Source organism: Pseudoduganella buxea, from assembly GCF_009720835.1.
GTDB lineage: Bacteria > Pseudomonadota > Gammaproteobacteria > Burkholderiales > Burkholderiaceae_D > Rugamonas > Rugamonas buxea.
Genome location: NZ_WNKZ01000043.1, coordinates 15,288 through 36,235, shown reverse-complemented (window position 1 = coordinate 36,235; position 20,948 = coordinate 15,288). Strand labels below are relative to the sequence as shown.

The window sequence follows — 20,948 nt, the reverse complement described above, 5'->3', positions numbered from 1 at the left end:
ATACGACAGCAATTCGCCAAGCTGTCGCGTGATGCTGATAGCGCTATCTAAAACTATTTACAAAATTCGTATCTTCGTCCAGACTCGCCGTGATGATAGCGCTATCTAGGGGGCAGGATGACAGCAGCAGGGAGTTCGGAGGGGGCGGCCAGCCGGCAGCGCTGGGTGGCAATGGGCGTGTGCGGTTGCGGCAAGAGCACCGTGGGCGGCGCGCTGGCCGGGGCGCTGGGCGTGCCCTTCGTCGAGGGTGACGCCTTCCATCCTGCCGCCAACGTGGCCAAGATGTCGGCCGGCCGCGCGCTGGACGATGCCGACCGGGCAGGCTGGCTCGACGCACTGGCCGGCCAGATCGGCGCCGCGCGCGCGCAGGGCACGGGCCTGGTGCTGTCGTGTTCGGCGCTGAAGCGCCGCTACCGCGACCTGCTGCGCCAGGCCGACCCCGGCCTGCGTTTCGTGCACCTGCATGGCCCGCGCGAGCTGATCGCCGCGCGCCTGGCAGGGCGGGCCGGTCACTACATGCCGCCTGCCCTGCTGGATAGCCAGCTGCGCGACCTGGAAGCGCTGGAGCCCGGCGAGGCCGGCATCGTAGTCGATATCGCCCTGCCGGCCGGGACGCTGGTCGAACGCATCATCGCCGCTGCCGGCAGGCCTTGAAGCGGCATCACGACAATCGCAGTGCACGGCGCAGCCAACCACCAGAGGCGGCGCGCCATTCATGACCAATGGAGACAACCATGCGCATTTCGCTCAAGCTGCAAAGAACCCTGATCCAGTCCGCCGTCGCCGGCGCCTGCACCCTGCTGGCCCAATGCGCCCATGCGCAGCAAGCCGGCGGCGACCCCGGCGCCGTGGCCGGTGCTGAAACGCCGGCCAGCGGGGCTGCGCCGGAGGCCCCCACGGTGGTGCGCATCTCCGGTTCGCGCATCGCCGCGCGCGGCTTCACGCAGCCCACGCCGACCACCAGCCTGACCAGCGCGGACCTGGAAAAGGCGGCCAAGCCGAACCTGTTCAACACGCTGGCCGAGCTGCCGGCGCTGCAAGGCAGCACGGGCCGCACCACCAGCACGAACAGCACCAGCAGCGGCATCCAGGGCTTGAGTTCCCTGTCGCTGCGGGGCCTGGGCACGATCCGCACCTTGACCCTGCTGGACGGCCAGCGCGTGGTGGGCGCCAATGTCACGGGGGTCACCGACGTCAGCCAGTTCCCGCAGCTGCTGGTCAAGCGCGTCGACGTGGTGACGGGCGGCGCATCCGCGTCGTACGGCTCGGACGCCATCGGCGGCGCCGTCAACTTCATCACGGACAAGAAGTTCAAGGGCTTCAAGTTCAATGCCGAAGGGGGCCAGACCCGCTACCACGACGACGAGCACGGCACCTTGCAGGCCGCATGGGGCCGCGCCTTCGCGGGCGACCGGCTGCACGTGACGGTCAGCGGCGAGATCATGAAGGAAAACGGCATCGATTCGCCCGGCTTCGGCGAGGTGGGACCGAACGGGCGCACCTGGTTCAAGAACAGCGCCTACCAGATCCGGCCCCTGGGCCAGACGAACGACGGCCTGCCGCAGTACCGCGTCATCCATCACGCGCAGCAGTACCAGTACTCGAAGTACGGCCTGATCACGAACGGCCCGCTGCAGGGCACCGCCTTCGGCCCCGGCGGCGTGCCCTACCAGTTCCAGTACGGCTCGAACGGCGTGCCAACGGGTACGGGCGCCGTCACCGGCTGCGTCAACCCCTTTTGCGTGGGCGGCGATTTGTCCGGCAGCGTGGGCGCCGGCACCAACCTGGCGATGGACCTGAAGCGCCAGGTCGCCTACACGCGCGTGTCGTGGGACCTCGATGCCGACAACGAGATCTACTTCACGGCCAACTATGCCCAGGTCAAGTCGCACTTCTCGCCCAACCCGGGCGCGGCCAAGAACGCCAACCTGACGATCCGCTGCGACAATCCCTACCTGCCCGCGTCCATCGTGGCGGCCTGCGCCGCCAACAACATCACCAGTTTCCAGTACGGCACCGCCAACGCCATCTTCCCCGCCAATATCAACGTGCACCCGACCCGCACGCAGCGCCGCTTCGTCATCGGCGCCGACGGCCGGCTGCCCCTGTTCGGCAAGGAATGGTCGTACGACGCCTACGTCACGCGCGGCGAGAACACGACGACCATCGACGTCCATGACATCACCTTGAACGCCCGCTACAACGCCGCCATCGACGCCGTGCGCACGGCGGACGGGGGCATCGCCTGCCGCAATCCGGTGGCGGCGGCGTCGGGCTGCGTGCCCTTGAATATCATCGGCGACAATCCCGTCGACCCGGCCGCGTGGGCCTATATCGCGCCCCCCAATGGACCGCGCCAGCTCACGCGGCAAAGCCAGGACGTGGCCAGCTTCAACGTCAACGGCGAAGCCTTCGAAGGCTGGGCCGGCCCCGTGGCGCTGGCCTTCGGCGCCGAGTACCGCCGCGAGAAGTACAGCGTGCGGGGCGACGCCTATGGCGCCGGCGTCGACGCGAACTCGCCAAACGACGCGCGGTATCCGGCCGACCCCTTGCTGAACGGCCCCGTCGGCAACAACTGGTACGCGGGGAACTACCACAACGGCGACGGCAGCTACAACGTGCGCGAAGCCTACGTGGAACTGAATATCCCCGTGCTGAAGTCGGCCACGTGGGGCGAGGCGAACCTGAACGTGGCCGACCGGCAGATGAAGTACAGCACGGCCGGCAACGTCAACACGTGGAAGGTGGGCGCCACGTGGAAGACGCCCGTCGACGGCCTGCGCCTGCGCGCGGTGACGTCGAAGGACGTGCGCGCGCCCAACCTCTCCGAGCTGTATGCGGCGCCCGTCGTACTCAACAACGTCGTGCAGCACCGCGGCGACACCATCACCGTGCAGCAGCGCACCGTCGGCAACACGGCCCTGCGGCCCGAGGTGGCGCGCAATCACTCCTTCGGCATCGTGCTGTCCCAGCCCGCCTGGGCGCCCGGCTTCAGCGCGTCGATCGATTACTTCGACATCAAGGTCACGGACGTCATCTCGTCGCTGACTGCGCAGCAGGAAGTGGACCTGTGCATGGCCGGCAACCAGGAGATCTGCGCCGCGATGGTGCTCGACAGCCCGGGCAGCAATTACGTCACCTTGCAGAACTTCAACCTGGCCTCGCTGCACACGAAGGGCTTCGATATCGAGACGGCCTTCCGCGCCAACCTGGACAAGGTGAACCTGCCGGGCCGCTTCACCTTCCGCGCGCTGGCCACGCGCAACCTGCACTTCATCACCAACTCCGGCGTGGTGGGCACGATTCCGTCCGAAGGCGCCGGCGCCAACCTGGGCGGCACGCCGAAATGGAAGCTGCTGGCCCAGCAGACGTGGGAAAACGACAAGCTGAGCCTGACCCTGAGCGAGCGCTGGTTCAGCGACGGCGTCTACAGCAACGAGTTCATCGAATGCCAGACAGGCTGCCCCGTCTCGACCATCACCCGGCCGACGATCTACGACAACAGCATGAAGGGCGCCACCTACTTCGACTTCGGCGGCAACTACAACGTGACGAAGGCGCTGGCGGTCTACTTCAAGATCGACAACGTGACAGACCGCGACCCCGAACCGGCGCCGCAGGCCAACGCCAGCTTTGCCATCAATCCGACCCTGTACGACGTGGTGGGCCGCACCTACCGGGCCGGCCTGCGCTACAGCTTCTGAGCCGAAGATGGCAAACCTTCGCATGATGGCCGGCGCCCTGCTGCTCACGGTGGGCGGCGCGCTGGCCCAGCCGGCCGCGCCGCCGACGGTGACCTTGTGGCCGGACGGCGCGCCCGGCGCGGTGCGGCGTGGCGAGGCCGAGACGCTGCAGGATGTCTATGTCGGCAACGTCCACGCGCCGTCGCTGACGGTGCTGGCGGCCGACCCGCGCCACGCCAACGGCGCCGCCGTCATCGTCGTGCCGGGCGGCGGCCACCGCATGCTGGTGTTCCAGAACGAAGGCGTGGCGGCGGCGCGCTACCTGAACCGCATCGGCGTGACGGCCTTCGTGCTGAAATACCGGCTGGCGCGCGAAGCCGGGTCGACCTACACCATCGAAGGCGATGCGGCCGCGGACCTGCGCCGCGCCGTGCGCTGGGTACGGGCCCACGCGAGCGACCACGCCGTCGATCCGGGCCGGCTGGGCGTGATGGGTTTTTCGGCCGGCGGCGAACTGGTGGCCCTGGTGGCGGACAATCCGGCCCCGCCTTCGGCCGCGCGCGACGCCATCGACCGCACCGACGCCAGGCCCGACTTCCAGGTGCTGGTCTATCCCGGCCCGCTAGGGTCCCCCGCGCGCAGCCCGGCCGGCGCCCCGCCCGCCTTCCTCGTGGCCGGCTCACTTGATACCTGCTGCATGCCGCCGGCGCTGGGCCTGTACCAGCAATTGACGGCGGCCGGCGTGTCCGCCGAACTGCATCTTTACGCGGACACGGGCCACGCCTTCAACATGGGCCAGCGGGGCGAGAAGGTCGCCCTGCAGCACTGGCCCGACGTGCTGGCCGACTGGCTGGCCGATGGCGGCTGGCTGGTACCGCGAACGGCGCGCCCTCCCGGTGGCGTCACCGCCCCATGAACATCAGGACAATGGAGAACCGATGAAGCACGCCGCCGCGGCCCTGGCCGCCTGTGCCCTGCTGTGGGCGCCCGACACGCTGGCCGACAGCCAGTACAAGGTGCTGGTACTGGCCATGCCCGGCAAGTACCACTACGAATACATTCCCATCGCGCGCGATAGCCTGGAACGGCTGGCCCGGCTGCACGCGTTCGAGCTGACCTACACGCACCGGCCGGAAGCCTTCGACGGCGACCTGGCCCGTTACGCCGCCGTGATGTTCCTGAACACGCCGGGGGAAGAACTCAATGCCGCCCAGCGCGCGAAATTCGAAGCATATATGCGAAGCGGCGGCAATGCCATCGTCGTGCACCGCGCCGCCATCACGGCGCCCGGCGCGTGGCCGTGGTACGAGAAGATGGTGGGCCGCACCGTCGGCGTGCACCCGATGCTGCAGACGGGCGTCGTCACGGTAGTGGACCGGGGCTTTCCCGCCACGTTCGGACTACCCGAGCGGTGGATCTGGAGCGACGAGTTCTACGTCACCACCAATCCCCACGCCATCGCCGTCGAACCGGTATTGAACGTGGACGAGCGCAGCTATGACCCGACCAGGATCTGGCCCGGCCAGGTGGCACGCGGCATGGGCCGCGACCATCCCGTCGCGTGGCATCACCGATACGAGGGCGGCCGCGTCTTCGTCACCACCCTGGGCCACAACGCCGAAATGTACCGCGACCCGCAATACCTGTCGCATCTGATGGGCGGAATATATTGGGCGACGAGCGGGGTAACAAGCAGGGCCACAAGCGGCGTCATAAGCGGCCCCGGCCAGAGTGGCGGGGGCGCCAAATAACATCTTTTGCTCTACCGCTACTGAACGTCACTTTATCGCGCCACATGGTACGCTTGCCCCAGACGTGTACCGCATTGCCGCTGGCGGCCGTACACATTCGGGGAAGCGTATGCAGCACTCATGACGCACGCAACATCAACTTATAACGAGCAGGCACGATGAATAAAAACGTTGCAATTATTGGAGCCGGTTTCTCCGGCGCGGTGATCGCCAATCAGCTTGCCAAGGCAGGCTACCAGGTCGAAGTGTTCGAATCGCGCTCACACGTGGCCGGCAATTGCCATTCCGAACGCGACAAGGAAACCGACGTGATGGTCCACGTATACGGACCGCATATCTTCCATACCGATAATGAGCGGGTCTGGGCCTTCGTCAACGAATTCGGCAAGTTCAATTCGTACACGAACCGGGTCAAGGCCATCACGAACGGCCGCGTCTATACGCTGCCGATCAACCTGCTGACGATCAACCAGTTCTTCGGCAAGACCTTCCGCCCTGCAGAGGCGCAGGAATTCCTCGCTTCGCTGGGCGACAAGACGATCGAGAACCCCCTCACCTTCGAAGACCAGGCCTTGCGCTTCGTCGGCCGTGAACTGTATGAAGCCTTCTTCAAGACTTATACCGTCAAGCAGTGGGGGCTGGAGCCGACCCAGCTGCCGGCCAGCATCCTGAAACGCCTGCCGGTGCGCTTCAACTACGACGACAATTATTTCAGCCACAAATACCAGGGCATGCCGGCGGACGGCTACACGTCCATCGTCGAGAAAATGCTCGACGTGCCGGGCGTTACGGTGCACCTCAACACGGTATTCGATCCCGCCTTGAAGGGCGATTATGCCCACGTGTTCTACAGCGGCCCCATCGACGCCTGGTTCAATCACCAGGAAGGCCGCCTGCCGTATCGCACCCTGGACTTCGAAGTGCTGCGCGAAACGGGCGATTACCAGGGCAATGCCGTCATCAATTATTGCGATAACGCGCAGCCTTATACCCGCATTACCGAGCACAAGCATTTCTCGCCGTGGGAAAAGCACGAAGGCACCGTTTGCTATGTCGAGTACTCGCGCCAGTGCACGGAAAAGGATATTCCGTATTATCCGATCCGCCTGGCCAACGACAAGGTGCAGCTGGAACGCTACCTGCAACTGGCCCAGAACGAAACGAATGTGACGTTCGTCGGCCGCCTCGGCACCTACCGCTACCTCGACATGGACGTAACGATCGGCGAAGCGCTGGACGCGGCCGAAAAGTTCCTCGCCTGCGCCAGCGAAAACAGCCCGATGCCGGCCTTCGTCGTCAACCCGCTGGGCTGATCGCCCTGTCGTGCCGGGGCGGCCCAGCATGCCGCCGCCCCGTTTTAGTCCGGTTCAACCGGCCGCCTGCCCCCAGCAGGCGCTTCCCCGCCCCGGGGGATGACCGACGCATAGCCGACCGACGTCAGATAATCAGCAACTGACGGCCCGATATGTGTAATATGCGTTCGGCAACCAGCCGTTCGCCCTGCCCCCGCGACGGCCTCCAGCGCTATTCGAGCGCACAGCTTCGCAGTTCCCGGCCCAAGCATCGCCGCGGAAAGCCGGGCTTCAGTGAGGAATATCGCATGACACTGGCTTCAGACCAGAACCCGGACGAACTCGGTCTATCGAGCACGTCGCGTCAATTCATGGGCATTCGCGAAGACGTGATGGCGCGCTGGGAACGCGAGACCCGCGCGCGTGTCGAGGGGGCGCAAACGCTGCTCAGCCCCGTGCTGACCAATATGCTGCCGGCCTTCCTCGACAATATCGCCGAGGCCCTGAGCCCGAACCATCCGCGCCAGAGCGGCACCAGCAACAACAGCGCCGCCGCCGCGCACGGCGGCGAACGTGCGCGCATGACACGCTTCGGTCCGGACCAGATCGTCCACGAATACCAGATCCTGCGCGAGTGCATCGCCTTCGTGGCGGCGGGCCGGGTCGCCCTGACGCACGCCGACTGGGCCATCATCGACCTGTCGATCAACGCGGCCGTGCGCGATGCCGTGCGCGAATTCGCGTCGATCCAGGAAGAACTGCGGCGCAAGCTGGCAGCCGCGCTGTCGCACGATATGCGCACGCCGCTGGGCGTGGTGCTGAACGGCGCGGAGCTGGTCGGCGTGGCGCCCGACCTGGAGGTGGCGCGCCGCGCAGCCGGCAAGATCGCCGCCAGCGCCGAACGCCTGGGCCAGATGATGGCCGAGCTGCTCGACGCGCTGATCTTCCAGGGCGGTCCGCGCCTGGCGCTGTCGCTGTCACGCTTCGATATCGCCGACCTGATGCACGAGGTCTGCCAGGAATACAGCCAGAAGGCGGGCGTGCGCTTCGAGGCCGGCGGCGAGTCCGTGCCCGGCTACTGGTGCCGCAGTTCGATGCGCCGCGCGCTGGAGAACCTCGTCAACAACGCCATTCGCTACGGCGACGGCGAAAGCGTGCGGCTGCAGGCCAGGCAAGCGCATGGGCGCCTGATGCTGACGGTGCATAACGCCGGCGCGCCCATTCCGCCGGAGCAGCACGGGCGCATCTTCGAATACCTGCCCCGCGCGGGCGGCACGGCGTCCGGCGGCGGCTGGGGCATCGGCCTGCCCTTCGTCAGGAGCGTGGCCGAGAACCACGGCGGCAGCGCGGCCGTGGACAGCTCGCGCGAAACGGGCACCACCTTCATCATCGACGTGCCGGTCGATTGCCGCCCCTTCGCGGGCGACACCCCAGGCGCGGGCCAGGCGTAAGCACTCAACAACATGATCGCCGGCGCCACGGGTGCCGGCCTATACTCGGACCGATGCCATTTTGGTCCCTGTCCGATCATGAAAAACCCCGCGTTCCAGGTGTCGATCCTTGCCGGCTGGGCCATTGCCTGCCTGTGCGCCGCGCAGGAAGCGCCCTCGCCCGCGTCCGGCCCCGCGCCTGTCCCCGCACCATTGCGCCCGGCCTTCCTGCTGACCGCCGCCGTGCACCGCGATGGCGAAGAGCTGTCCGGTCGGTGGACGTATTCCAGGGACCTGTACCGCACCGGCCTGACCGATATCAACGGCTGGGTGGCGAAGTCGCGCATGCAGCGCTTTCGCGACATCGACATTGCCGCCAGCGAGCGCCGGGGCGGCACGGACTTCTTCGAGTTCGACCTGGACCGGGGCCCCGCCATGGCCATTCCGGGCGCATGGAATGCGCGCGAGCCGGAGCTGCGCTACTACGATGGCCTGATCTGGTTCCAGCGCAAATTCAATGCCGCGCCGCGCCCGGGCCGGCGCGCCTTCCTGCGCTTCGAGGCCGTCAACTACCGCGCGTGGGTGTATGTGAACGGCAAGGAGGCCGGCCGGCATGAAGGCGGCTTCACGCCCTTCGTCGTGGAAGTCACGAACCTGCTGCGCGAGGGCGAGAACCGCCTGACGGTGGGCGCCGACTCGAGCCACGATGCCAAGTCGATTCCCACGCCGATCACGGACTGGGACCTGTACGGCGGCATCACCCGGCCCGTGCGGCTGGTATGGACGCCCGCCACCTTCATCGACGATGCCACCCTGAGCCTGGGCACCGACGGGCGCATCACGGGCGAAGTACGCCTGCAGGGGCCACACGCCGCGAAGCAGAAAGCCGAGATCGCCATCGGCACGCTGGCCAGCGTCAGCGCCGTCACCGACAAGGACGGACGCGCCGCCATCGACCTGCCGGCGCCAGGCGCGCTGCGCCGGTGGACGCCCGACCAGCCGACCCTGTACGACGTGCGCGTGACGGCCGCCGGCGACCTGCTGCGCGAGCGCATGGGCTTTCGCACCATCGCCGTGCGGGGCAAGGAGCTGCTGCTCAATGGCGAGCCCCTGTTCCTGCGGGGGATCTCGCTGCACGAGGAGGAGTTCGGCCCCAATCCGGCACGCGACATGACTGCACCGCAGGCGCGCGCGCTGCTGCACGAGATCAAGCACGGCCTGCATGGCAACTACGTGCGCCTGTCCCACTATCCCCACTCGGAAACCACCTTGCGCCTGGCCGATGAAATGGGCCTGCTGGTGTGGAGCGAAATCCCCGTCTACTGGACGGTGGACTGGGACAATCCCGCCGTGCTGCGCAAGGCCCTGGCGATGCAGGCAGAGACGGTCTACCGTGACCGCAACCGGGCCGCCGTCATCCTGTGGAGCGTGGGGAACGAGACGCCCGTGTCCGGCCCGCGCACGCGCTTTCATGCAGCCATGGCGGACAATGTGCGCGCCCTCGACCCCACCCGGCTGGTCAGCGCCGCCCTGCTGGTGGAACGCCGCTCGGCAGGGGGCAAGGCCGTGATGGCGATCCAGGACCCGCTGGTGGACAAGCTCGACGTGCTGGCCGTGAACACCTACGCCGGCTGGTACGGCGCCGATACGCTCGACGCCCTGGCGGGCCTGGACTGGCAGCTGCCGGCCGACCGGCCGCTGGTGCTGTCCGAATTCGGCGCAGACGCACTGGCCGGCTACCGCAGCGGGGACCGGCGCAAGTTCACGGAACAGTACCAGGCCGACTACTACCGCGCCACGTTGGCGATGGCCGGGCGCATGCCGACCCTGGCCGGCTTGTCGCCGTGGATATTGAAGGACTTCCGCTCGCCCCGCCGCGAACACCCCGTGTTCCAGAACGGCTGGAACCGCAAGGGCTTGTTGTCCGAGACGGGCGTGCGCAAGGAGGCGTTCGGCGTGCTGGCCGATTATTACCGGCGCAAGGCGAACCAGGGTGGGCACTGAAACCGGCAGCCGGCATCCCGGCCAGCGCCGCGAGGCCGCCCGGACTGGTCGATGTGTTCGGCGCCCGCTGGCGGTACGACCCAGCCGTGCATGCGCGCCTCGTACACCGACACTGTCGGCGCAGGAAACGCCGGATCGGCAAAGGCACCGACGGGAATGGCGACGAAGGCGTCCAGCCCCTCCATGCCGTACCAGGCCGTGGCGCCGCAACGGGGACAGAAATGGAAGGTCGCGCGTGTGCCGTCATCGCCGACCCGCCCGTAGGTGGTGGACTGCCCCGCGAACGTCACGGGTGCCCGCGCGAAGCGGGCCTGTTCGCCGAAGGGGCTGCCGGTGCGGCGCTGGCATGCCAGGCAGTGGCAGATCGAAATACGTACGGGTTCGCCCGAAACCCGGGCCGTGAGCTGGCCGCAGTTGCAGGCGGCGGTTCGTACCATGGTTTTTCTCCCCGATCGCGGTGCTGGTCGACGCAGTTGTCGCGTCATCTCAAGTTGCATCCTCTGATGCTTCTGGCCGGATCCGTTGCGGATTCGCCCAGGCATGGACTTCAAGATTCAGTTCCTCGTACCCCGCGCCCGGTACGTCGCCAAGAGCAGCGAGCCGGACGGCGAGCGTGCCGAGGGTAAGCATACCCGGACCGCCGGCAGCGGGCATAGGGGGTCCATGTTGGGTGGACTATATTTTGTAATGGTGATTTTTCGTGAGTATTACGGCGCGGCGCCACTGCTAATATCATTGTCTTTTATTCACTCTTCACTGCGGAGAACGACAATGCGCAAGATATCTGCTGCACTCATGTTGAGTGTGCTGGCACTGGGCAGCTCGACTGTGCACGCCGCGACATCGATTACAACCGAGGGATTCGGTATCGCCATCCAAGGAAACGGCCTGGCGGACGAGATGGCGTTGCTGTCCAGTGAAGCAGGCACGAGCCGCTTCAACCTGGATTTACGCAACAACGAGCTGGGCGTTCCCCTCACGCTTTACAGCATATCGGGGAGCAACGATTACACTCTTGGGTACAACCGGTATTCGCTGCAGCTCGGCAGCAACTTCACGATCGACCTGCACGACGGCTATCGCATCGACTCGATCGCGGTCAGCGGCACGATCTACGGTTCGTTGAACCCAGGCATACCCCCGGCCGCCGAATACCCGAGCTTCAGCAAGATCGGCGAGGTGACGAATTCGTTCGACGTCAGGCTCCGGATGGGCGAGTCTCCTTATCCGACACTCGCAGCACAGACCTACGACGCGATACAGGGCGACCGCTCCGTCCTGGTAGCGTCGAACCAGGCATTCTACGACGACTTGATGTTGAGGCTGGATACGGAATTCGAGCTGACCGCCCAGGCAGGTGCTTATTTCGGCTACGCCGGCCCTTATGACGACCACTACATCAGCACATATGACTCCAGCGTGACCTTCGGTGTTCGCGACCTCGTGCTGACCGTGCAAGTCTCGCCCGTTCCCGAACCATCCACCTGGTCCATGCTCGCCGCCGGCTTCGGCCTGCTGGCCATGGCGGCACGTTCCCGTCGCAAAGCCTGACATCCCACGTGAAAAGGCAGGCCGGCAGGTCCGGCTTGCCTGTTGCACCGCATAAGTTCCCCCGATACCGGAACTGTCACTAGGCCGCGCAAACTCAGCGGACAGTCTTCCGGTCGCAGCCGGTGGAGGACGGCACCACCGGCCTACCACCCCATCTTCCGCCGAATGAAGGCCGTCAGCAGCGCCGCGTTTGCCTCGTGCTGCGCCACCCGCGGATGGCCGTTGAAGCCCGTATAGGGAAACAGCACCATGCCGATGCGCCCATCGCCCGCCCCGTTCAGCTGTCCCACGGCCGCGCGCACATGGCCGGGCCACTTCGAACCCGGCTCGACGGCGTCCATGCTGCCCAGTGCGCAGACGATGTAGGCACGCGGGTACTTCGCCCGGATCGTCTCGACGAAGCGCCGGTAGCTGCGCACGCGTTCGGCGTCGCTTGGCGGCGGCTGCACGCGTCGTTCGCGGTCGATCAGCCACTTGTCGTTCTGCAGCAGGTTGATGACGACGACGTCCGGTGTCCACGCCTTGAAGTCCCACTGTGTATCGTTGTTGCCGGCCGCGTCGAGCTGGTCGAAGTAATCGGGCATCGTGAACGGGAACCAGCTGATCGTCACGCCGATGCCGCTGTGCGAGACCAGGTGGGCTTCGGCGTCCAGCGCGCGCGCCGTGATCGACGCGTAGGAACGGTAGCTGTTCTTGTCCTTGCCCAGGTGGTCCGGGCCGTCCGCGGGCGACTCGTTGCCCATGCCGCTCGTGATCGAGTCGCCGAAGAACTCGATGCGGCGCGCCTTGCGCGGGGGCGGCGCCAGCAGCTCGCCACCATCGGCCAGTTCCAGGCCCTGGAAGGTCGTGGCGCCCTCCTCACCCTCGGTGCGCTTGACAAGCAGGAAGCCGTGGCGGCCCGGCGCCAGGTCGTCGGCGATGCGGTAGCTGCGGCTCCCCTGGCTCGCCGCCACCAGCCGGGGCCGCGCCAGGTCGCCGTCGATGTAGACGTCGAAGTAGTTTTTCCCCAGGCGGTCGTCGAGCCGGATGGCCAGCGACGTGCCCGTGAAATTACCGGCGATGGTGCTCGCGGGCCAGGACAGCACGGGCGCGGCGGGCTGGCGAAAATCGATGCGGCCCGTGTACTGCAGCCGCGCGTCGTCGGCGCCAATCGTGACGGCCGCCATCGCGGGGCAGGCCAATGCAAGTGCCACGCCGAACAGGGCAAGGCCACGCTTGAGGGTTGCGGAAATGCTGGTAGGAGTCATGGGGTCGGCGGCTGTCATGGTACCGCCATCATAGACAATCCGGAGCCTGTATGGAATCCGGCGCGGCTGCCGGCGCGGGCACGGGTCCGACCACGTCCAGGCCGGAAAAATCCTTCATCAGTTCGATCAGGCGCCGCGTGCCCAGGCCCATGGGGCGGTCGTTGATCCACACCAGGTCCACCCACAGCCGCACCTGGTTGCTCATGTGGGCGAACTCGATGGCCACCAGCTCGCCGGAAGCGATGAAGGGCGCGGCCAGCCGCAGCGGCAGGAAGGCCCAGCCCAGGCCCGCCTGCACCAGGCCCAGGGTGGCCAGGTGGCTGTCGGTGCGCCACAGCTTGCGCGAGATGACGGTGCGCCCGTCGTCGCCCGCGCCGCTCTTGCCGGCGATGGCGATCTGGCGCAGGTCGATCAGGTCCTGCAGCTGGAAGCCCTTCTCCCGCTCGCGCAGGTCCGGATGGTGCGGCGCGATCACGGCCTGCAGCACTTCGCTGCCCAGTTCCTGGAAGCTCTCGCGCTCGTCGACCTGGGGCCGCTCGTACATCAGCGCCAGTTGCGCCGTCCCGTCGTGCAGCATGCGCAGCGCTTCGGCCTGGGTCGCCGAACGCACTTCCACTTGCAGCGACGGGAACTGTGCGGCCAGCCGCGCCAACGGCACGCTCCACGGCACCGACAGCAGTTCCGGCGCCACGACCAGGGTCAGCGAGCGCTCCAGGCCACCGTGCAGCGACAGGGCATGGGCCTGCAGCCGGCGCAGCTGACCGGCGAACTGGCGCGCTTCGGCCTCCAGCGCCCGCGCCACCTGCGTCGGCCGGGCGTCGCGCGAGCTGCGGTCGAACAGCTGCAAGTCCAGTTCCGCTTCCAGTTGCGCAATGGCCATGCTGACGGCGGACGGCACGCGCTTGAGCGACCGCGCGGCGGCGGAGAAGGAGCCATGATCGAGCACGGCCAGGAAGACGGTGACGTTGTCGCTGGAAAAGGCCATGCACCATCTTATCAATAAAACTGATAACGGCTGTCTTTTCCGATCAGCCGGACTCACGGAAAATGCAAACTCATCCACACAGGAGCATGTCATGCAGGGCCTGAAACGCAAGATCGTCTATGTATCGTTGTTCGAACTGATTGCCATCGGCTGCACCACGGCCCTGCTGGCCTTGCTGGGCCACGAAACGGGGGCGGCCGGTACCATTGCCGTGACGACGTCGCTGATCGCCGTCGTGTGGAACTTCGTCTATAACTCGCTGTTCGAGGCGTGGGAGTCGCGCCAGGCGCGCAAGGGCCGCAACCTGGCGCGGCGCATCGCCCATGCAGTGGGCTTCGAAGGGGGCCTGGTGCTGATCCTCGTGCCCCTGTTCGCGTGGTGGCTGTCGATCTCGCTGTGGCAGGCGTTCGTGCTGGACCTGGGCCTGGTGATCTTCTTCGTCGTCTATGCCTTCGTGTTCAACCTGGCCTTCGACCGGGCCTTCGGCCTGCCCGCTTCGGCACTGCCGGCCTGACCCGGCATCGCCGCAAGACCAGTCCTACCCCGCATGCCGCCCCGCGCCGACAGATGGCGCACCCCCGATTCGCTACCATGGCGCCATGCAAACCGTCTACACCATCGGCCATTCGACCCGCCCCATCGAGCAGTTTATCGAGCTCCTGAAGGAACAGGAAGTGAAGCGCCTGCTCGACATCCGTACCGTGCCCAAATCGCGGCACAACCCCCAGTTCGGCCAGGACGCGCTGGCCGGCGCGCTGGCACAAGCGGGCATCGAATACCGGTATATTGGCGCCCTGGGTGGCCTGCGCCGCGCGCGCAAGGATTCGACCAATGACGGCTGGCGCAACCAGTCCTTCCGGGGCTATGCCGACCATATGCAGCAGATTGACTTCAACGCCGCCGTCGACGACGTCGCGCGCATGGCCGGCACCACGCCCTGCGCGCTGATGTGCGCCGAAGCCGTGCCGTGGCGCTGCCACCGCTCGCTGGTCGCCGATGCCCTGCTGGTGCGGGGCATACGGGTCGAGCACATCATCAACCCGGGCAAGACGCGCCCGCACGTGCTGACCCCGTTCGCCCAGGTGGCAGGCCGTTCGATCACCTATCCCGCACCCGCCGCCCCGGCCGCCGGGACGGCCGACGCGTCGTTGCACGGCTGAGCTCCTGTCAACATCGGGGTCAGGCACGAAAACTGACACGGGCTGGGCGGTTATGAGGGAATGTGGGACACCTGCCAGGCCGAACCCGTCCGATCGGCCCGTTGACCTGGCCTCCTTGCGTGTCGCTTGCTCCACAAGCCGATTGATCCTGGCCTGTCGCCTGTTGCAAAAGCTCGTCACTCCCAGATACGCGTTGCTCACCCAGCAAATCCCTGCCGAGGCCTTCGGCCTGTGGAAACGGTACCACAGCGCCATGAAAAGCTTTTCATGGCGTTAATTGTTCGCTACTATCGACCTCGGTACGTAATTACATAACGAACAAGAACTGAGCGAACAAGAACCGATCGAACAAGAACCGAGGAGACCCATGAGTACCACCGAAATCTTCCTGATCGCCATGCTGCTGATCTTCGTGGCGCCCTACCTGGTGTGGCGGCTGGGGCGGACCGACTATGTGGCCCCGCTCGTCATCGTCCAGATCATCATGGGCATCGTGCTGGGCCCGGGCGTGCTGGGCGCATTCTTCCCCGCGTATCACAAGTTCGTCTTCAATCCCGACGTCGTCAAGACCTTGAACGGCATCGCCCAATGGGGCGTGATGCTGTTCGTGATGCTGGCCGGGATCGAGCTGGACCTGAAAAAAGTGTGGCAGTACCGCCGCGAAAGCAGTGTCACGGCGGGACTGTCGCTGACAATGCCGCTGCTGTTCGGCTGCGGCGCAGCCGTGCTGCTGATGAGTTACCCCGGCTGGATGGGCCCGAAGGCGGCCACGTGGCAGTTCCTGCTGGGGACCGGCATGGCCTGCGCCGTCACCGCCCTGCCCGTGCTGGTGCTGCTGCTGGAAAAACTCGACATCCTGCGCCAGCCGATGGGCCAACGCATCCTGCGCTACGCCAGCCTGGACGACGTGGCCATCTGGGGCGTGCTGGCCCTGATCATGCTGGACTGGGAACGCATCGGCCGCCAGCTGGGCTTCATGCTGGCCTTCGCCTTGCTGACGGTGCTGTTCCGACGGCTGATGGCGCGCCTGCCGCAGAGCGACCGCTGGTATGTGGCCCTGATCTGGCTGATCGCCTGCGCGCTTGGCGCCGACTGGGCCGGCCTGCACTTCATGGTGGGCGCCTTCCTGGCGGGCGTCGTGATGGATGCCGACTGGTTCGGCCAGGACAATCTCGACACGCTGTTCAAGAATGTGCTGCTGGTGCTGATGCCCGTATTCTTCCTCAGCACGGGCCTGCGCACCAAGTGGGACCTGGGCGGTTACGCCGTCTTTTTCGCGGCCGGGCTGCTGCTGGTGGCCTCCGTCGGCGGAAAGCTGGCCGGCGCCCACCTGGCGGGCCGCGTGCTGAAGTGGCAGCGCGGCGAAGCAACCATCATCGGCTGGCTGCTGCAGTCGAAGGGCCTGATCGAAATCATCTTCGCCAATATCCTGCTGGACAAGGGCATCATTACCAGCGAAACCTTCACGGCCCTGCTGCTGATGGCTGTCGGCAGCACGATGCTGACGATCCCCGTCGTGCATCCGAAGCTGCACCGGGCCGGCAACCGCGGCCTGATCGGCCAGGCCAGCTCGTGACGGCGCCACGTCGACGGAGGGGCCCATGGCACGCAGCGGCCTGACGAAAGCCCAGGTGCGGGCCTGCCGCGAAGCGTTGCTGGCCCAGGGCTGCTACCCGTCCGCTGACGCCGTGCGCCACGCGCTGGGCGATACGGGCTCGAAGTCGACCATTCACCGCTACCTGAAGGCGCTGGCCGGCGAGGAAAGCCCCGCCGCCGGCCGCGACGACACGGCGCGCACTCTGCTGGCGCTGGTGGAACAGCTGGCCGAACGCCTGCACGACGAAGCCGAAGTGCGTCTGCGCGCGCTGCGTGAACAGCATGCGCTGGCGCTGGCGGAAAAGGATGCCGAACTGGTAGCGCTGCGCGCCCGCGTCGCGGCACTGGAAGACCGGGCCATGCCGCCGCCGCCCCCCGCCCCGCGGGCAAGGCCGACACCGCGCACCAGCCAGGGTATTGGCGGGTTCGGCCGCTTCAGCGGCCCCCTGTCCGACTCGCGCGGCGGCCGGCAGGACGGTTCGCCGTTCAGCACCGCGCTGGCGGGCGGGCGCACCGACATCTTCGATTTCGACGGCGGCTGGCCGCCCTCGACGGGGGGGCGCGCGGCCGGCGATCTGCCGGGCGCGACGTAAACGGCAGCGTTGGTACACTGGCTTTTTGGAGAGGAGCAGCGATGCGACACGAAGCCAGAGCCCACCAGCGCCGGACCCACGGAGCAAGCCGGGGCCGGGTCGGCTGACCTGCCCTGTCCCGTGCGAACTCCACCCTTGCGCCACGCCCGGAGCGGACCCCGCGATGTTCAGTAACGCCCGCATCATGCGCCGCATGGCCTCGCTCGGTACTGGCGCGCGCTGGGGCGGCGCCACCGTGCTGGCGGGCCTGTCCGTCGGCCTGGAGCTGTTGCAATGGTCCTTCGACGGCGGCCGCGCGCCCTTCCTCATCTTCAGCCCCTGCCTCGTCTTTGCCGCCGCCGCTTTCGGGCGCGGCCCGGCCATGCTGGTCTACGCCGCCGGCCTGGCCAGCGGCAGCTGGCTGCTGGCCAGGCACGATGCGGTGGCCGGTTGGGAAGGCGAGGAGCCGGCCGCCATCGCCGCCTTCGCCCTCGTTGGGCTGCTGTCGATCTACCTGGGCGGCCTGGGGCGGCTCTACGCCGGGCGCGGCCTGCGCGCCGAGCAGGCCCTGGCCGACACCCGCGTGGCGCAGAGCGAAGCGCAGCGCGATCACCTGTACAAGCTGCTGCTGCAGGCACCCGGCTTTGTCGTCATCCTGCGCGGGCCGGCCCACCTGATCGAATTGTCGAACGTCGATTTCGAGACGCTGGTCGACCGCCGCAACCTGATCGGCCTGCCCTTCGCCGGCGCCGTGCCCGAACTGGCCACGCCTCACCTGATGGCGCAGCTGGACGCGGCCCTGAGCAGCGGTACGCCGTATGCGGCGCGCGAGACGCCGATCTACGCCGGCACGGCCGGCAGCCTGGCCGAACGCCTCCACTTCGTCGACTTCGCGCTGCAACCGCTGGTGGGTGACGGCCGGCCGTCGGGTGTGTTCCTGTCCGGCGTCGACGTGACGGAGGCGCGCCGCGCGCGCGAGGCCCTGCTGCTGAACGAAGAGCGCCTGAAGGACGGGCTGATGGCGGCGCGGATGGCCGTGTGGGAGCTCGACATCGAGCGGCGCGAAGTGCTGTTTTCCGACAGTGCAACGGAACTCTTCGGCGCCACCCTGGACGAACTGCGCCAGCCATGGCACCTGGTGCATCCGGACGACCTGCCGCCGCTGGAACAGGCGCGCAAGGCCGCCGTCGACAGCGCCGGCGAGTACCAGATGATCGTGCGGGCCCGCCGCGCCGACGATGGGGCCACCATCTGGCTGGACCTGCGCGGGCGGGCCATCGCCGAGTCCGATGGCCGCGTGCGCCGGCTGCGCGGCGTCACCATCGACGTCACCGCGCGCGAGGTGGCCGAACAGGGCTTGCGCACGGCCGAGCGGCGCAAGGACGAATTCCTCGCCATGCTGGCGCACGAGCTGCGCAACCCGCTGGCGCCGATCAGCGCGGCCGCCACCATCATGCAGGGCGACATGGCACAGCCGGCCCAGATCAAGCATGCCGCCGCCATCGTCGCGCGGCAGGCGTCCCACCTGACCCGGCTGGTGGACGACCTGCTCGACGCCGCCCGCATCAGCCGCGGCAAGATCGAGCTGGTGCCGCAACCCTTCGACCTGCGCCTCGCCATCGAGGACGCGCTGGAACAGGCGCGGCCCCTGCTCCAGGCGAAGCACCAGCAGTTGCAGGTCGACCTGCCGCCCGCGCCGCAAGGCGTCAACGGCGACCGTGCGCGGCTGACGCAGGTCGTGGCCAACCTTCTCAGCAACGCCGCCCGCTTCACGCCGGCTCACGGCACCATCGGCGTTGGCCTGGCGCGGGCCGGCGACCAGGTCGAACTGACCGTGACGGACAACGGCTGCGGCATCGCGCCGGAACTGCTGCCGCACGTGTTCGGCCTGTTCACCCAGGGCCAGCGCGGCGCCGACCGCTCGCAGGGCGGCCTGGGCATCGGCCTGGCCATCGTCTCCGGCCTGGTCGCCCTGCATGGCGGCACCGTGCAGGCATACAGCGAAGGTTCCGGCACGGGTGCCCGCTTCGTCGTCGGCCTGCCCCAGACGGCACTACGCAGCGCGGCGCCCGCGGGGGCCCCTGCGGAAGCCCCCGCACGGCGGGTAGAGCTGCTGGTGGTGGACGACAACCGCGACGCGGCCGACATGCTGGCCGTGCTGCTGCGCGGCGCCGGCCATGATTGCGAAGTCGCCTACGATGCCGAGTCGGCCCTGCGGCGGCTGCAAGGTGGCCTGCCGATGGCCTGCATCCTCGATATCGGCCTGCCCGTGATGGACGGCTACGCGCTGGCGCGCACGATCCGCGCCCGCAGCACGGACATCGTGCTGTTCGCCCTGAGCGGCTATGGCCGCAGCGAAGATCGGGAAAAGGCCGCGGCGGCAGGCTTCGACCGCTATTTCGTCAAGCCCGTGCCGCCGGGCGAATTGCTGGAAGCACTGGCGGCGGCGATCATGGCGCCCCCGGCGTGAGAGCCGGCGCGGCCCGCCCATTCCAGCGCCGCCAGGTAGTCACGCAGCAGCGCGGCCCGCCGTGGCCGGAAGCTGGCGCCGGTGGCAGCCACCGTCAGTATCCGGTCGGTGCGAAACATCCGGAAATCACCGCGCAGACAACAACGTGCCAGCACCACCAGCATCGCGTCGAGATAGACGATGGTCAGCGGCCAGATCGTGCGCACCGTTTCGACACCTTTACTGTCACGGTACGTGATGGCCAGCGCCTCCTCGCGCCAGCAGCAGTGCCTGATCAGGTCCATGTCCGGCAATACCGGGTAGCGCTGCGTGAAACGGTGCGCCTTCGACACCGCGTGCAGCAGGTGCTGCTGGCCCACTGACGGCAGGGTTGCCGCCAGTTTCCCCAGCACGGCCGCGGCGGCGCAGGCCAGGGCCGGGTCGCCCATTTGCCGCACTTCCGCCAGTCCCAGCACGAGCGCATCGAGCTCGATGCGGCTGAACGCCCGGGGCGGCAGGCTGCCGTCTTCCACCAGCGTGTAACCGTAGCCCCGCTCACCTTCGATGGTGGCACCGCCGGCACGCAGGCTGTCGATATCGCGGTAGATCGAGCGTGGAGAGACGCCCGTTGCCGCGGCGAGCTGCGCGGCCGTCACGGGCGGTGGCGCGTCGCGCAACGCCTGGAGAAGGATGAACAAGCGGTCGGATCGGGACATCGGCAACTGACGGAAACTGGCAGCAGGGCTGGCTATAGTAGCACCCCGTGGCCGGCCGGTTGCGGCTCACGCCCTCATCATCCAAGGAGCAATTATGACGATTCAAACGGTGACCCATCTCAATTTCGACGGCCAGGCCGGCGCGGCGCTGCACTTCTATCACGCGGTCTTCGGCGGGGGAGTCACGGCGGCGACCTACCGGGATGCCGGGCAAGCCGACACCGATGCCGATGCCGCACGCATCATCTGGGGACAGGTCCGGGCCGACAACGGTTTCCACATCATGGCCCACGACGTCCCCACTGGCACGACGTGGCACCCCGGCGACAAGCCGTTCTATGTCTCCGTACGGGGCGACTCGCCGGCGCAACTTCAGGACTTTTGGCACAACCTCGCCGCCGGGGGAGAAATCCTCCACCCCCTGGCGCCGGCGCCGTGGACACCGCTGTATGGCATGTTGAAGGACCGCTTCGGCGTGACGTGGGTGCTGGACGTGGCCCGGACGGCTTGAG

At 67.4% G+C, this 20,948-nt stretch carries 18 protein-coding genes; 14 read left to right on the top strand and 4 right to left on the bottom strand.

Annotated features, from left to right (window positions below):
• The first annotated feature begins 117 nt into the window (after positions 1-117).
• The 7 genes from GM672_RS15525 (at position 118) to GM672_RS15495 (ending at position 10,160) form a co-directional block, all read left to right on the top strand.
• Positions 118-654 carry a gluconokinase gene (locus tag GM672_RS15525; RefSeq protein ID WP_229417755.1) on the top strand — a complete coding sequence of 179 codons (537 nt, stop codon included), beginning with the start codon at positions 118-120 and terminating at the stop codon, positions 652-654.
• Between the two features lie 80 nt (positions 655-734).
• Positions 735-3,704, top strand: coding sequence for a TonB-dependent receptor plug domain-containing protein (locus GM672_RS15520; protein WP_155471443.1), 2,970 nt, complete (start codon positions 735-737; stop codon positions 3,702-3,704).
• 7 nt (positions 3,705-3,711) lie between these two features.
• On the top strand, positions 3,712-4,599 hold the full coding sequence (locus GM672_RS15515) for an alpha/beta hydrolase (protein WP_155471442.1): 888 nt from the start codon (positions 3,712-3,714) through the stop codon (positions 4,597-4,599).
• Between the two features lie 22 nt (positions 4,600-4,621).
• Positions 4,622-5,434: a ThuA domain-containing protein gene (locus tag GM672_RS15510; protein ID WP_155471441.1), complete on the top strand. Its 813-nt coding sequence runs from the start codon at positions 4,622-4,624 to the stop codon at positions 5,432-5,434.
• A gap of 158 nt (positions 5,435-5,592) precedes the next feature.
• Positions 5,593-6,747: a UDP-galactopyranose mutase gene (gene glf, locus GM672_RS15505; protein ID WP_155471440.1), complete on the top strand. Its 1,155-nt coding sequence runs from the start codon at positions 5,593-5,595 to the stop codon at positions 6,745-6,747.
• Positions 6,748-7,034: 287 nt separating this feature from the next.
• A complete protein-coding gene (locus GM672_RS15500) occupies positions 7,035-8,177 on the top strand; it encodes a sensor histidine kinase (protein WP_170300087.1) in 1,143 nt (380 codons plus the stop codon).
• Between the two features lie 78 nt (positions 8,178-8,255).
• Positions 8,256-10,160, top strand: a complete 1,905-nt coding sequence (locus tag GM672_RS15495; RefSeq protein WP_155471438.1) for a glycoside hydrolase family 2 protein — start codon at positions 8,256-8,258, stop codon at positions 10,158-10,160.
• Here the strand turns inward: GM672_RS15495 and GM672_RS15490 are convergent.
• Positions 10,127-10,597, bottom strand: coding sequence for a GFA family protein (locus GM672_RS15490; protein WP_155471437.1), 471 nt, complete (start codon positions 10,595-10,597; stop codon positions 10,127-10,129). The genes GM672_RS15495 and GM672_RS15490 overlap by 34 nt on opposite strands.
• 334 nt (positions 10,598-10,931) lie before the next feature.
• Here GM672_RS15490 and GM672_RS15485 point away from each other — a divergent pair, with 334 nt between their 5' ends.
• Positions 10,932-11,711: a PEP-CTERM sorting domain-containing protein gene (locus GM672_RS15485; protein WP_229417754.1), complete on the top strand. Its 780-nt coding sequence runs from the start codon at positions 10,932-10,934 to the stop codon at positions 11,709-11,711.
• 143 nt (positions 11,712-11,854) lie between these two features.
• On the opposite strand, the gene GM672_RS15480 is transcribed toward GM672_RS15485, so the two are convergent.
• Both GM672_RS15480 and GM672_RS15475 read right to left on the bottom strand, forming a co-directional pair.
• Positions 11,855-12,958, bottom strand: a complete 1,104-nt coding sequence (locus GM672_RS15480) for an SGNH/GDSL hydrolase family protein (RefSeq protein WP_188916042.1) — start codon at positions 12,956-12,958, stop codon at positions 11,855-11,857.
• A 28-nt stretch (positions 12,959-12,986) separates the two neighbouring features.
• The gene (locus tag GM672_RS15475; RefSeq protein WP_155471436.1) at positions 12,987-13,943 is read right to left on the bottom strand and encodes a LysR family transcriptional regulator; all 957 of its coding nucleotides are present in this window, start codon (positions 13,941-13,943) and stop codon (positions 12,987-12,989) included.
• A 91-nt stretch (positions 13,944-14,034) separates the two neighbouring features.
• Between GM672_RS15475 and GM672_RS15470 the strand changes: the two genes are divergently transcribed.
• From GM672_RS15470 to GM672_RS15450, 5 genes are all read left to right on the top strand, one after another.
• On the top strand, positions 14,035-14,457 hold the full coding sequence (locus tag GM672_RS15470) for a PACE efflux transporter (protein WP_155471435.1): 423 nt from the start codon (positions 14,035-14,037) through the stop codon (positions 14,455-14,457).
• Positions 14,458-14,542: 85 nt separating this feature from the next.
• Positions 14,543-15,103 (top strand): DUF488 domain-containing protein, encoded by a 561-nt coding sequence (locus GM672_RS15465; protein ID WP_155471434.1) that lies wholly within the window; start codon positions 14,543-14,545, stop codon positions 15,101-15,103.
• A gap of 367 nt (positions 15,104-15,470) precedes the next feature.
• Positions 15,471-16,679, top strand: coding sequence for a cation:proton antiporter (locus GM672_RS15460; protein WP_155471433.1), 1,209 nt, complete (start codon positions 15,471-15,473; stop codon positions 16,677-16,679).
• A 25-nt stretch (positions 16,680-16,704) separates the two neighbouring features.
• Positions 16,705-17,292, top strand: a complete 588-nt coding sequence (locus GM672_RS15455; RefSeq protein ID WP_155471432.1) for a DNA-binding protein — start codon at positions 16,705-16,707, stop codon at positions 17,290-17,292.
• Between the two features lie 163 nt (positions 17,293-17,455).
• A complete protein-coding gene (locus GM672_RS15450) occupies positions 17,456-19,741 on the top strand; it encodes a hybrid sensor histidine kinase/response regulator (protein ID WP_155471431.1) in 2,286 nt (761 codons plus the stop codon).
• Here GM672_RS15450 and GM672_RS15445 read toward each other — a convergent pair.
• On the bottom strand, positions 19,666-20,418 hold the full coding sequence (locus tag GM672_RS15445; RefSeq protein WP_229417753.1) for a helix-turn-helix transcriptional regulator: 753 nt from the start codon (positions 20,416-20,418) through the stop codon (positions 19,666-19,668). The two genes, GM672_RS15450 and GM672_RS15445, sit on opposite strands and share 76 nt — an antisense overlap.
• Positions 20,419-20,530: 112 nt before the next feature.
• Between GM672_RS15445 and GM672_RS15440 the strand changes: the two genes are divergently transcribed.
• On the top strand, positions 20,531-20,947 hold the full coding sequence (locus GM672_RS15440; RefSeq protein WP_155471429.1) for a VOC family protein: 417 nt from the start codon (positions 20,531-20,533) through the stop codon (positions 20,945-20,947).
• Position 20,948 lies beyond the last annotated feature (1 nt).